The sequence below is a fragment of the Jannaschia halovivens genome, assembly GCF_046452375.1.
Taxonomy (GTDB): Bacteria; Pseudomonadota; Alphaproteobacteria; order Rhodobacterales; family Rhodobacteraceae; genus Jannaschia; species Jannaschia halovivens.
The window spans coordinates 846774-859567 of sequence record NZ_JBKFDJ010000001.1; the positions used below are offsets into that span (position 1 = coordinate 846774).

At 68.4% G+C, this 12794-nt stretch carries 13 protein-coding genes and 1 tRNA gene; 2 read left to right on the forward strand and 12 right to left on the reverse strand.

Going from position 1 to position 12794, the window contains the following annotated elements; translation table 11 throughout:
• Positions 1-8: 8 nt before the first annotated feature.
• Entirely contained in the window at positions 9-1205 is a 1197-nt protein-coding gene (gene arsJ, locus ACK8OR_RS04215; protein ID WP_410188194.1) for an organoarsenical effux MFS transporter ArsJ, read from the reverse strand.
• A complete protein-coding gene (locus tag ACK8OR_RS04220) occupies positions 1202-2191 on the reverse strand; it encodes an ArsJ-associated glyceraldehyde-3-phosphate dehydrogenase (RefSeq protein ID WP_410188195.1) in 990 nt (329 codons plus the stop codon). Before ACK8OR_RS04220 ends, arsJ begins: the two co-directional genes overlap by 4 nt.
• Before the next feature lie 102 nt (positions 2192-2293).
• Here ACK8OR_RS04220 and ACK8OR_RS04225 point away from each other — a divergent pair.
• Positions 2294-2383 (forward strand) — tRNA-Ser (locus ACK8OR_RS04225).
• 81 nt (positions 2384-2464) lie between these two features.
• A complete protein-coding gene (locus ACK8OR_RS04230) occupies positions 2465-3580 on the forward strand; it encodes a DegT/DnrJ/EryC1/StrS family aminotransferase (protein WP_410188196.1) in 1116 nt (371 codons plus the stop codon).
• Here the strand turns inward: ACK8OR_RS04230 and ACK8OR_RS04235 are convergent.
• From ACK8OR_RS04235 to rfbF, 10 genes are all read right to left on the reverse strand, one after another.
• Entirely contained in the window at positions 3577-4698 is a 1122-nt protein-coding gene (locus tag ACK8OR_RS04235; RefSeq protein WP_410188197.1) for a class I SAM-dependent methyltransferase, read from the reverse strand. The genes ACK8OR_RS04230 and ACK8OR_RS04235 overlap by 4 nt on opposite strands.
• The gene (locus tag ACK8OR_RS04240) at positions 4695-5504 is read right to left on the reverse strand and encodes a phytanoyl-CoA dioxygenase family protein (RefSeq protein ID WP_410188198.1); all 810 of its coding nucleotides are present in this window, start codon (positions 5502-5504) and stop codon (positions 4695-4697) included. Before ACK8OR_RS04240 ends, ACK8OR_RS04235 begins: the two co-directional genes overlap by 4 nt.
• A 10-nt stretch (positions 5505-5514) precedes the next feature.
• Entirely contained in the window at positions 5515-6231 is a 717-nt protein-coding gene (locus ACK8OR_RS04245; protein ID WP_410188199.1) for a WbqC family protein, read from the reverse strand.
• Positions 6228-6908, reverse strand: coding sequence for a phosphoribosylglycinamide formyltransferase (gene purN / locus ACK8OR_RS04250; protein WP_410188200.1), 681 nt, complete (start codon positions 6906-6908; stop codon positions 6228-6230). Before purN ends, ACK8OR_RS04245 begins: the two co-directional genes overlap by 4 nt.
• Positions 6905-7669, reverse strand: coding sequence for a cephalosporin hydroxylase family protein (locus ACK8OR_RS04255; RefSeq protein WP_410188201.1), 765 nt, complete (start codon positions 7667-7669; stop codon positions 6905-6907). Before ACK8OR_RS04255 ends, purN begins: the two co-directional genes overlap by 4 nt.
• On the reverse strand, positions 7666-8946 hold the full coding sequence (locus tag ACK8OR_RS04260) for a glycosyltransferase family 2 protein (protein WP_410188202.1): 1281 nt from the start codon (positions 8944-8946) through the stop codon (positions 7666-7668). The genes ACK8OR_RS04255 and ACK8OR_RS04260 overlap by 4 nt, the downstream gene beginning before the upstream one ends.
• Positions 8947-9096: 150 nt before the next feature.
• Complete coding sequence (locus ACK8OR_RS04265) at positions 9097-10317, reverse strand: methyltransferase domain-containing protein (protein WP_410188203.1); 1221 nt, start codon at positions 10315-10317, stop codon at positions 9097-9099.
• On the reverse strand, positions 10314-10856 hold the full coding sequence (locus ACK8OR_RS04270; protein ID WP_410188204.1) for a dTDP-4-dehydrorhamnose 3,5-epimerase family protein: 543 nt from the start codon (positions 10854-10856) through the stop codon (positions 10314-10316). Before ACK8OR_RS04270 ends, ACK8OR_RS04265 begins: the two co-directional genes overlap by 4 nt.
• Positions 10853-11917, reverse strand: a complete 1065-nt coding sequence (rfbG, locus tag ACK8OR_RS04275; RefSeq protein ID WP_410188205.1) for a CDP-glucose 4,6-dehydratase — start codon at positions 11915-11917, stop codon at positions 10853-10855. The genes ACK8OR_RS04270 and rfbG overlap by 4 nt, the downstream gene beginning before the upstream one ends.
• Complete coding sequence (gene rfbF, locus ACK8OR_RS04280) at positions 11899-12666, reverse strand: glucose-1-phosphate cytidylyltransferase (protein ID WP_410188206.1); 768 nt, start codon at positions 12664-12666, stop codon at positions 11899-11901. Before rfbF ends, rfbG begins: the two co-directional genes overlap by 19 nt.
• Positions 12667-12794 lie beyond the last annotated feature (128 nt).

Consider the following 12794-nt stretch of genomic DNA (forward strand, 5'->3'; position numbering starts at 1 on the left):
CGTGAGGTTCAGGCCGGCGCGGGGATGGTGCGCGTAGCCACCGCCGCGAGGATCAGGAGCCCGGCCGAGGCGGCCAGCGCCATCGGCAGGCCGCCCCATTGATAGGTCAGCCCCGAGAGGAGCGTGCCCAGAAGCCGTCCGCCCGCATTCGCCATGTAGTAGAAGCCGACATCCATGGTCACGCGCTCGGCCCGCGCGAAGTCGAGGATGAGGAAGGAATGGAGCGACGAGTTGATCGCGAAGACCACGCCGAAGACCAGAAGGCCCGCCATGACGATCCACGTGGCGTCTGGGGCGGCGGCGTTGGTCGCGGCCAGTACGGCGGGGATCACGGCGAGCGCGGCGACCCAGGCCAGCGCGTCCGACGGCGTCCCGCCGCGCACGACGCGCGGGGCGAGCGCCTGCACGCCCCCATAGCCGATGATCCATGTCGCCATGAAGCCGCCGGTCACGAAGAAGGCGGTGCGCGGATCGAGCGTCTGGGCCAGCGTCGCGGCCAGCCAGATCGGGAGGGCGACGACGAACCAGACGTCCCGCGCGGCAAAGAGAAAGAGCCGCGCCGCCGCGAGCCGGTTGATCCTGGGATCGCGGCTGAAGACCTGCGTGAAGCGCGCCGTTGCGTCCCGCGCCGACATGTCCCGCGGCAGGGCGAGGACCACGGCGACGAGGATCGCGGCGAGCCCGGCCGCCATTAGCCAGAGCGCAGGGCCGAAGCCGACCGTCGCCAGAAGCGCGGCGCCGACGAAGAAGCCGAGCCCCTTGATCGCGTTCTTCGACCCGGTCAGTACCGCGACCCAGCGAAAGAGCCCGCCTTCAGGGGCCAACAGCTTGACCGCCGACTTGCTGGCCGTCTTGGCGAGGTCCTTGGCCACCCCCGACGCCCCCTGCACCAGCATCACGAAGACGACCGAGGCCGCGACGCTCCAGGCCGGGTCGAGCTGCGTCAATGCCGCGAGCGCCGCGATCTGGAGTGCCAATCCCGCGATCAGGGTCGAGGCCAGCCCGTAGCGCGCCGCGAGCCAGCCCGCCGTCAGGTTGGTGACCACGCCCGCGAGTTCGTAGAGCAGGAAGAGCCACGCGAGTTGCAGCGGAGAGAAGCCGAGGCCGTGGAAATGCAGCAGCACCAGCATCCGCAGCGCGCCGTCGGTCAGCATGAACGCCCAATACGCCGCCGTGACGGCCGCATAGGCGCGCAGCGAGGTCACGCGGCGATCATCCGGGCGATATCGGCCATGCGGACGGCATAGCCGAATTCGTTGTCGTACCAGACATAGAGCTTCAGATGCGTGCCCTGCACGACGCGAGTCGACAGGGCGTCGACGATCGCCGACCGCCGATCGTCTAGGAAGTCGGACGAGACGAGCGGCCGGTCCTCGACCCCGAGGATGCCTGCCATCGGCCCGGCTTCGGCGGCGCGGAAGGCGGCGTGGACCTCGTCGACGGTCACCTCCCGCGCCATCTCAAACGCGCAATCGGTCAGCGACGCATTCAGGAGCGGGACGCGCACGGCATGGCCCGTCAGCCGACCTTCGAGTTCGGGGAAGATCTGCATGATGGCCTTGGCCGACCCGGTGGTCGTCGGGATCAGGTTCATCAGGGCCGACCGGGCCCGGCGCGGGTCCTTGTGCGGCCGGTCGACGATGGTCTGGGTGTTTGTGACGTCGTGGATCGTCGTGAAGCTGCCATGGCGAAGGCCGAAGCTGTCGCGCAGCACCTGCACCACGGGGGCGAGGCAGTTGGTCGTGCAGGACGCCGCCGTCACGATGCGCTGGCTGCCATCCCAGCGGTGGTGATTGACGCCGTAGACGAGGTTCAGCGCGTCGCCGTCCTTGACCGGTGCCGAGACCACGACGTGGCGCACCCGGTCGAGATAGGCGGCGAGCGCAGCACCCGTCTTGAAGGCGCCCGTGCAGTCGAGGACCATGTCGACCCCGTCGAGATCCAGCGCCTCGGGGCGGCGATGCGCCGTCAGCGGCAGCCTGCGGTCGCCCATCACCAGCGCATCGCCCTCCGCGCGGACGGGCGTGGCCCAGCGGCCGTGGACGCTGTCGAATTCCATGAGGAGCGCGTGCTGCTCGGGGTCGTCCGACGCGTCGTTCAGCGCCACGACCTCGATCCCCTGCGGCCGGTCGATCAGCTCGCGCAGCACGAGCTTCCCGATCCGACCCAGCCCGTTCAGCATCACCCGCATGCGACATCCCCTGCTCTGCCCGCGCGCCCGCCGCTAGCGGGACCATATGACGATCTCATGACACTTTCCCCCGCGCGCCCCTGCGTGTAGCCCAGGCCCATTGGAAGCGTGGCCGAGCGGTCGAAGGCACCGGTCTTGAAAACCGGCAGGCGTGAAAGCGTCTCGTGGGTTCGAATCCCACCGCTTCTGCCAGACATCCGGCGACGATGTGTCGATCGACCCGCGCCACGCGGGGGACGCGGCATCCCGACCCCGCCGAACGATATCGGAGACATGCCCGTGCAGCCCCCGCCCATCGCCTACACGAAGCCGTCGATCACCGAGCTCGAGGTCGAATTCGCGACCCATGCCACCCGGACCGGCTGGGGGGCGGATTGCTACGCTTATATCGCGCGGTTCGAACAGGGGTTCGCCGCGCATATCGGGGCCGCCCACGCAATCGCGACGTCCAGTTGTACCGGCGCAATGCAGATGGGGCTTGCGGCGCTCGGAATCGGACCGGGCGACGAGGTCATCCTTGCCGATACGAACTGGATCGCGACGGCCGCTCCGATCGCCCATCTCGGGGCGACGCCGATCTTCGTCGATATCCGCCCGGATACCTGGTGCATCGATCCCGAACGCGCTGCCGCCGCCGTGACGCCGCGCACACGCGCCATCGTCGCCACGCATCTCTACGGCAACCTCTGCGACATGGACGCGCTTCTGGCGCTCGGAGATAAGCACGACATCCCCGTCATCGAGGATGCCGCCGAGGCGATCGGCGCGCAGTATCGCGGACGCGCGGCCGGGAGCATGGGCCGGTTCTCGACCTTCTCGTTCCACGGCACGAAGACGCTGACCACCGGCGAGGGCGGCATGTTTTTGACCTCGGACCCGGAGCTCTACGCGCGCGTGGGCACGCTGGCGAACCACGGGCGGGATCCAGCGCAGACGCGTCAGTTCTGGGCCGATGTGATCGGCTACAAGTTCAAGATGTCCAACGTGCAGGCGGCGATCGGCTGTGCGCAGCTGGAACGGATCGACGACCTGACCCGGCGGAAGCGCGAAATCCTCACCACCTACAAGGGCCGGCTCGGCCATCTTGCCGGTGTCGCGATGAACCCCGAGCCCGATCACGTCGTCAACGGCGCCTGGATGCCAACGGTCGTGTTCGCGCCCGAGACGGGCCTCACGCGCGAGCGGCTTCAGGCGGCCTTCGCGAAGGTCCGGATCGACGCGCGCGTGTTCTTCTGGCCGCTATCCGAGCAGCCGATGTTCACACCGGTTCCCGACAACAGGGTGGCGCGGGACATCTGCGCGCGGGCCATCAACCTGCCCAGCTATCACGACATGACCGCCGAAGAGATCGACCGCGTCTGTGCCGTGATCGAAGGGCTTCTGGCCTAGCCGTCCAGCCAGATCAGCCGCGCGCCCTCGGGCCGCCAGGCACTCGTATCGGCGAGGATCGTGCGGGCGCGGGCCGGGTTCAGGCCGACCACGATCGAGGCGATGTCGGCCGGGCAATCCTCGGGGGTCAGGACGGGCGCTCCCATGTGGTCGTGGCCTTGCAGATAGGGGTTTCGGTCCAGGAAGCAGCGCGGACCGCCCGCGATCCGCGTGGCGATGAGCGTGCCGTAGAACCCGGCGCCGTAGATCGCCACCGGTTCGGCCGGCGCTTCGGTGCGGAGCCGGTGCAGGATCGCGGTCCAGTCGCCGAGAACCGTGCGCAGCGCCCCTGTCTCGCGTGCCGGCACCGTGCCGGGCGTCCCGCCGGTGGCCACGACGATGAACGCACCCGCGAAGCTCGCCTGGTCGAGGCTGTCGATCCGCAAGCCGGCTTCGGTGAAGGCTCGGGTCAGGCTGGCGGCGGTGAAGTGGTTCAGGTGATCGACCACCAGAAGGTCGCCCGTGTTCGAACCGCAATCGGGGACCGATAGGAACAGGCGTCCGCCGGGTGCGAGGCAGCGGGACAGCTCGCGCAGGATTGCCACCGGATCCGGCACGTGCTCGAGGACGAAATGCGCCGTGATCAGATCGAAGCGGTCCGTCCAACCGTCGGGCAAGGCATAGGTCGCCTGCTGGTCCTCGGGTACCCAGCCGGCCCAATGCTCGGTGTAATCGCGGCTGACATCGAAGACATGCGGCCGAAGATCGGACCGCTCGGCCATCAGCCGTTGCAGGGTCGTGGCCTTGCCCGCGCCGAAATCCAGCACCTTGGCCCCGTCGGGAATGTCCAGTCCGGCGACAAGTTCGGCCTGGTAGGCCGTGCGAAACACCTGCTCGCCCGCCGCGTTCTCGTAGAGCTGGTCATGCCCGTCGATATCGAGCGAAATGCGGTACTGCGTGTCGTAGAAATCCGTCAGCTCCGGCAGATCGGGGCTTTGGGCGTGGCCGCAGTTTTCGCAGAGCCACACGCGCGTCGGCAGGTCGAGAACGGTTCGGATCGAGGTCAGCGAAGGGCCCGGATCGTCGAAGTCCGCCGCGCCGAGCGAAGCCGCGCAGACCCGGCAGGACGGCGCGCTCATGCCACCAGCTCCGGCAGGATCGCCTCGAAATCGACGCCTGCCGCAAAGGACCCGGCCCATGCGATCCGGCGGCCAATGGGGTCGTCGAAGTTGAACCAGCGGAACTGCATCGACCAGCGTGGGTGCGACGCGCGGTTCACGCCCGATTGGTGAAGGGTCAGGAAATCCATGGCAATCAGGTCTCCGGGTTCGGTCAGGGGCGCGACCTTGTCATAGGCCGCGACGCGTTCGGCTTCGCGGGCCAGACGCAGCGAATAGGCACCTGTCTTACCCACGCCCCCGTCATCCCGCTCGACCGGGATGATCCCTTCGGCATGCGAGCCGGGGCAGAGTTCGACCGGACCCAGATCGGCGGTGACGGACAGAAGCGGGCTCCAGTAGACGACCCCGTCGACGCTGCGAAGCTGGGCGGGGAATTCCTGATGCCAGAAGGTCTTGAACTTGTCCTCGGAGGGGAAGTCGATCCGGATGCCGTACCCGCCCGCCGCGATGCCCGGGTTGGCGCCGGGCCGAAGGTCTCGAAACAGCGCGTCGTTCTTCTCAAGGGCCACGAGTTGCATGAAAGCCGGGATCTGCTTGACCGCATCGTAGACCCGACCCGCCAACGCCCGATCGGCCCGCGCGATCGCCATGATGCCGTCGGTCATCGCGGCCTCGGGCGTGGCGCAATCGGCGTCGATCCCGTTCTGCGCTGCGATCAGCTCGACGATCCGGCGGATGCCCTGCCGGATCGGCTCGATCTCGGAGGCGACGTCGTAGAACCCGCGGCGGATGCAGTAGCCGTCCGTCTGGAATTGATCGCTCATCAGGGCCTCCTCAGGGTTCACCAAGAAACGTTTGCCAGTCTACGGTCCGGGGCGCCAGATGCGCCGCCCGGTCGACGGCGGGGACATGCGCGATCAGGTCGAGCGCCGTCACGTAGGGTGTGAACGCCCCATGGTCCTGCGGCCAGGGACGGACCGCGTAGTCCATGTAGCGGACGGCGATGCCGGCTGCTTCGAAGGCCGCATGATCGAGATAGTCACGCGCCCCATGTCCCGTGATGTATTCGGTCCCGCCCGCCGCCTGAACGAGCGCCAGCACCCGATCCGATCCGGCGCCGCCAATCCCCATCCCGCTGCTCCGACGGGTGACCCGTGCCGGCAGCCCGATCTCGGTCGCAACCGCTTCGGCACTTGCGATGAGGGTCTCGACCAGCGGGGCGTCCCGCTGCCACGCAAGCATGAACGTCGCCAGCGCATCGGCGCCATGGAGCGCGCGACGCCAGGTGTTCGCCACGAGCGCGCGGTGGGCGTCCCGGACTTCCGGGTCGCTTGCCTCGAGGTCGCGGATCGCCACGCCCCGGCCTTTCCCGACCAGCGGCACCGACATCCATGTTCGACCCGTCGGCGTCTTGACCTGGATCCGGTTGGTGAAACTGCCCTTCGAAAAGATCGCATCGTCGAGCCAGATCATCACATCCGCCAAGGACATCTGCGCCACGAACCCCGGCCACGGGAAATACATCGGCTGGGAGATCACGACGCGGGTCACGCCGGGAGCCGGGGCAGATCGGCTAGAAGGCGCGAGGCGGCGCGGGCATGCGCCTCATCGCAAAAGCCCGGCGTGCACAGCGTGTCGCCTTCGGGGGCACGGTCGAGATCGAACGCCGCCCGTCCAAGCCGCGTCGGATCGACGAGCCCCGCGTCGCACCAGTCGAGAAGCGCGAGCGTCACGACGACCTTCTGTCGATAGGCCAGAGCCTCGCGCCACGCCGCGTCCGCGCGTCGGGGAACCGCCGCAGCCGTCTGCGCGAGGATCGGACCCGTATCCATACCCGCATCGACGACGTGCAGCGTGGCTCCCTGGATCCGCGTGCCCGCCCGCGCCGCGTCGCCGACGCCGTCGAGGCCGGGAAAGGCCGGCAGGAGGGCGGGATGGACGTTGACGACCGGCATCCGGTCGAAGAGTTCGGGACCCACCAGCCGCGCGTAGTGCAGCACCACGACGTCGCAGCCCTCATCGCGGAACCGCTCTGCCGCCGCCTCGGAGAGCGCGGCGCGTGATGCGCCGTCGATCCGTGCGCGCCCAATACCCAGTGCATCCGCCTTGTCCTCTGCACCGCAGGCCCGATCGGTGAGCACGAAGAAGCGGGGGGCCGGCCAACCGGACAGCTCTGCCGCACGCGCGAACGCCGCCCCGCCCGCCGAGAGCAGGAAGCCGACCTTCACGATGCGTCCGGCCCCGCGATGCAGCGAAGATACCCGCCCGGCGAGGACGACAGCACGAGCTTGCCGTTGAGTTCGGCGTCGGGCTCGAACCGGTCCGTTTCGGCGAGGTAGTCGTTGAGCGCGGCCAGTGGCTCGTTCCCCTTGGACCAGTGCTTGGAGCGGTTTGCGGGGGCATCCTCGGCCTCGATATGTCCGACGAGCGTGTCGGCGACCACGAGGAAGCATCCTTTGGTGACCAGCGGCCCGTAGGCCCGGCACTCGGCCAGGACGTGATCGCGGCTGTGATCGCTGTCGAGGACGACCATCACGCGCGCGCCCTCGGGGATTTCGGCACGGACCTTCGCAAGCACGTCGTCATCGGCCGATCCGCCCTCGATCAGCGTCACACGTTTGGCCATCGGATGCGCCTCGATCGACTCGCGATTATGGGCGCGGATGTCGATATCGACGCCGATCACTTGCCCCGTGCCGAGCACTTCGAGGATCGAGGCCATGAACAGGACCGACCCGCCCCGCGCGACACCGGTCTCGATAATGATGTCGGGCTTCGTCTGCCAGATCACTTCCTGCGTGGCGATGACGTCGGCGGGCAGCTGGATGATCGGCACGCCCATCCAGGTCCAGAGGTAGGAGTAGTCGTGCTTGTCGAGCGCGTAGACGAACTCCGTCGAGCGCCGGAACAGCGCCTCGTCCGCGCCGAGGGCACGGGACTTCGCCGCCCTGTTGTCGAGGAACGCCTGCCTGTCGTCGGGATGTGTCATGTCTGGCCTTCCTGTTTTGTCTCGCCTGCGCCGGTCCGTATCGGTGCTTCGTTGCGCCGTCGCGTGTTCGTCCATGCCGCGCCGCGTGCAAGGTCACCGGAAAGGACCGCGCGGTAATCCGCTCCCAGCGCCCGGTCCAGTGCGGCGACCGCCGTCGCGATGGTGTTGACGCCGTCCGCCGCACCGTCGACCCGGATGCTGGCGAGCTTGTCGGCATTCTTGTGCCAGAGCGCGCGCGCCTGCACGAGCCAGCTTCTCGGCCGCGCCCTGGCCATGTCGAGTGCGGCATCGGTGCCGGTCGCCTGTGCGTGGGCGGTCATGACGGCCATCACCTCTTCCGCCGTGTCTGGGTCCTTCTTGCGCAAATCGTTGATGACCGTGCGATACCAATCGACATGCGCGATCCGAACATCCTCGTCCGGGAAATGGAGGCGTAGTGTCTCGAGCGTGCTGAGAAACCCCAGCGGGACCGAACCGGCTAGCGGTATGACGTCCTCGACCGGATCGGCCTGGCTTTCGGCAACGAAGGCCGCATTGGCCGAGGCATCGTGGCTGCCCTCCGCGCGGCCGCGGGCCCCGAAGCTGGTGCCCGTGCTGCGCGTTCCGAACCCGTTGAGCGAGAACGGATGGCGACAATGGAGGAACCGTCCGCCATGCTGGATCGCCCGCATCGACACCCAGGTGTCCGGGCTGCGGGCGAGGATCATCGTTCCATCGGGGGCGGCCAGCGTCTCGCGCAGGAAGCGCCGGGACATGCAGGCATGGTAGATGCCCGGCGCGGGATGGAAGCGGTGCAGCTGGCCACGCGCGAGCATCGTCCGGCGGTCCCCCAGGTCGAGTGGCTCGGGCCCGCCGAAGGTCCGTCCCCGCACCAACCGAAAGCTGCCCGCCTTCGCGCCCCGCCCGAGTGCCGGCCAGCCATAGACCGGATAGTCCCAGCTCAGCCCATCCGGCGCGTCCCGTTCGAGGATCGACAGAAGGTTCGCGAATTGCGCGGGGAGGATGCCGTCATCGTCGCCGAAGACGATCACGTAGTCGCCGCGTGCTTCCTCGAGGGCGAATTCGAAGTTCTGGCGCATCGAGACGCGGCGCCCGGTCGCGATCGCGCGAAATCGCGAGTCGGTCTGTGCGGCGATGATGTCCGGCGTGGCGTCGGTCGACGCATTGTCGCTGACGAGGATCTCGATTTCGCCGTCGGGAATGGCGAGCGCCGTGGCCAGCGCATGCGGCAGATATTCTGCCCGGTCCCTCGTGGGGATGATGACTGAAACGCGCATCCGCCCTCCTCCTCTACATGACCGCAGGGGATAGGCGCCGGGCCGATCCCGCACGACAGGTCCAGCGTGTCGTATCGACCCGGAACCATGCGCATTGCGAGATGCGGCCGAGTGCGGCCTCGACACAGATCCCTGTCAACAGCGCCCGCCTCACTCGAGCACCTGCAACGACGGGATCGCGGTGACGAAGCGGGTGCCGGCGGCTTCGAGGTCGGCGAGCTGGGCCCGGATCTCGCGTGTCAGGTTCCAGGGCAGGATCAGGATGTAATCCGGCCGATCCTCGCGCAGGGCGGATGGCGCGCGGATGGGGATGTGGCTGCCGGGAAGGAGGCGTCCGATCTTTGACGGGGCGGCGTCGCAGACGAAAGAGAGAAGATCGGGGCGGATGCCCGCGTAGTTCAGGAGCGTGTTGCCCTTGGCCGCCGCGCCGTAGCCCGCAACCCGCGCGCCCTCGGCCCGAGCGTCCAGAAGGAAGCGCAGGACGCCGTCCTTGATCGCGTCGGCGCGGGATTGGAAGGCGGCGTAGAAGGCATCGGTGTCGATCCCCGCCTCCGCCTCGGTCGCGCGCATCGCGGCGACGGACGGTCCGTCGGCATGGGCCGCGCCCGCGTCGCAGGCATAGATGCGCAGACTGCCGCCATGGGTGTCGAGCGTCTCGACATCGAAGACCCGCAGACCTTCCGCGCCGAGGATGCGCTCGACCGCGAAGAGCGAGAGATAGGAGAAGTGCTCGTGGTAGATCGTGTCGAACTGGGCCTCGGCCACGAGGCGCAGCAGGTGCGGGAATTCCAGCGTGACGACGCCGTCCGGTTTCAGCGCCGTGCGCAGACCGGCGGTGAAGTCGTTGATGTCCGGGACATGGGCGAAGACGTTATTGCCCGCGATCAGGTCGGCGGGTTCGAGCGTCTTCGCCAGCGCTTCGCCGAAGAACGCCTGCTCGACGGGGATGCCGAGGGCGCGGGCGGCGTCGGCGGTGCCTTCGGTCGGCTCGACGCCGAGGCAGGGGATGCCGGCTTCGACGAAGTTCCGCAAAAGATAGCCGTCATTCGAGGCCACTTCGATCACGTGGCTGTCGGCCCCGAGACCGAGGCGTTCGGTGATCATGGCCGCGTAGCGCGCGGCATGGTCCAGCCAGCTTTGCGAGGTCGAGGAGAAATAGGCGTAGTCGTCCGAGAAGAGTGCGTCGGCCTCGGCGAAATCCTCGGTCTGCACGAGGCGGCAGGTCCCGCAGGCCAGCACGCGCAGGGGATAGGTCACCTCGGGGCGCGAGAGGTCCGCGGGGTCGAGATACGCGTTCGAGGGCGGCGCGAAGCCGAGGTCGACGAACGGGATTTCGAGCGGCGCGCCGCAATGGCGGCAGGGTTGGGTCATAGCGGATCGACCTCGGCGAGCGGTGGCAGGTTGCGGTCGCGGTCCGAGCGCATCGCGGGCGGCAGGGGCCAGTCAAGACCGAGCGCGGGGTCGAGCGCGTCGACGCCGCCCTCGTGATCGGGGGCGTACCGTGCGGAATGGAGGTACTGCAGCTCCACATCCGTGGTGAGCGTCTGGAACCCGTGGGCCACGCCCGGCGGCACATAGACGGAATTGCGGTCTTCCGCATCGAGGGTGATTGCCGCGTGCCGCCCGAAGGTCGCGGACCCGGACCGCAGGTCGAGGATGACGTCATGCGCCCGCCCCTTCAGGCAGCGGACGAGCTTGGCTTCGGGCACGGGACCGGCCTGGAAGTGCAGGCCCCGGATGGTGCCCTGCCCGATCGTCACCGAGACATTCATCTGGACCCAGTCCGTCACCAGCCCCTCGGCGCCGAACTCGTCGTCGCAATAGACCCGCGAGAAGAGCCCGCGCGCGTCGCGCCGGGGCTCCAGCCGGACCTCGAAGGCGCCAGCGATGGGGAGCGGGTCGAAAATCATGCGGCCTCGAACGCGCTGATCTGCGCGCGGGTCTCGGTGGCGGGGTCCGCGCCCTCGTGGACGGCGCGATACCAGCCGACGGTGCGCGCGATCGTCTCCGCAAAGTCCCAGCGCGGCGCGACCCCCAGAAGGCGCCGCGCCTTGGACGGATCGAGCGACAGGAAGCCCGCCTCGTGCGGGGCATCGGGATCGGGCGTCTCGGCCCAGTCACCGGGCCAGTGCCGCAGCGCCTCGGTCACGACGTCGCGGACGGGGCGGATCTCGGCGGGATCGGGTCCGAAGTTGAAAGCGCTCGCGATTTCGGGGGCGTCCGTCGTCCAGAGGGTTTCTGCCAATGCGAGATAGCCGGCCAGCGGCTCCAGCACATGCTGCCACGGTCGCACGGCGGCGGCGTTGCGCACCTCGACGGGACGCCCGGCGGCCAGTGCCCGTGCGATGTCGGGGACGATCCGGTTGCGCGCCCAGTCGCCGCCGCCGACCACGTTGCCCGCCCGCGCCGACGCGATGCGAAGACCACCCTCGCCCGGAAAAGCCCGCCGCCAGCTTGCGACCGCGATCTCCATCGCGGCCTTGCTGGCGCTGTAGGGATCGTGGCCCCCGAGCGGATCGCCCTCAAGAAAGGCGCGCCCGTCCTCGGGGTTCTCGTAGACCTTGTCCGTGGTGACCATCACGGCGGCGCAGCGGTCATCGAGCCCCCGCAACGCCTCGAGCAGGTGGGCGGTGCCCATGACATTGGTCTGCCACGTTCGCAGCGGGTCGTCATAGCCATCGAGAACGAGCGATTGCGCGGCAAGGTGGAAGACGATCTCGGGGCGCGCATCGTCGACATGGGCGGCCAGCGCGCCCGCGTCACGTATGTCGCAGATACGGTGGTCCACGAGGTCGGCCATTCCGAGCTGATCGAAGAGGTTCGGCGCACCGTCGGGGGGCAGCGCCAGCCCGGTGACGCGCGCGCCGCGCCGCGACAGCCAGAACGCGAGCCAGGCGCCCTTGAAGCCTGTATGCCCCGTCACGAGGACGCGGCGATCCTGCCAGAACGTCGTCACGCCCAGGTCTTCCACGGGGCGTCGCCCCGCGCCCAGAGGTCTTCGAGGTGGTTGCGGTCGCGCAGCGTATCCATGGCCTGCCAGAAGCCGCCATGACGCCAGACCGAAAGCTCTCCATCCGCGGCGAGCCCCTCGAGCGGGCCCTTTTCGAAGACGCATTGGTCGCCGTCGAGACGCGCGAAGATCGACGGGTTGCAGACGAAGAAGCCGCCGCTGATCCAGCGCCCGTCGCCCTCGGGCTTCTCTTGGAACCGCGCGACGCGCATCCCGTCGAGGACCAGCGCGCCGAACCGGCCGGCGGGCTGCATCGCCGTGACCGTCGCCTCGCAGCCCTCGGTCCGGTGATGCGCGATCAGCGCGGCGATATCCACATCACCGACACCGTCGCCATAGGTCAGGCAGAACGGCCCATCGACATATTCGCGGATCCGCGCGATGCGACCGCCGGTCTGCGTCAGCTCGCCGGTGTCGATCAGCGTGACCTTCCAGTTCTCGGCCCGCTGGCGATGGACATGGCTCGTATTTGCCCCCAGGTCGAAGGTGACGTCGGACATGTGCATGAAGTAATTGGCGAAATACTCCTTGATCGCATAGCCCTTGTAGCCACAGCAGATAACGAAATCGTCGATGCCGTACTGGCTGTAATGCTTCATGATGTGCCACAGGATCGGTCGCCCGCCGATCTCGATCATTGGCTTGGGCTTGAGGTGGGATTCCTCGCTGATCCGTGTCCCGAGACCGCCCGCAAGAATGACTGCCTTCATGTCGCGTGCCCCTCCCGGGCGGGTTCAGTCGTGCCGCATCGGCCACCCCGTCCGGCTTCGGGTCTATGCGCATCGCCGCGCGGCGGAAAGGGCGGCTGCGACATTCTGACCGATGCGGGCGCCTGTCG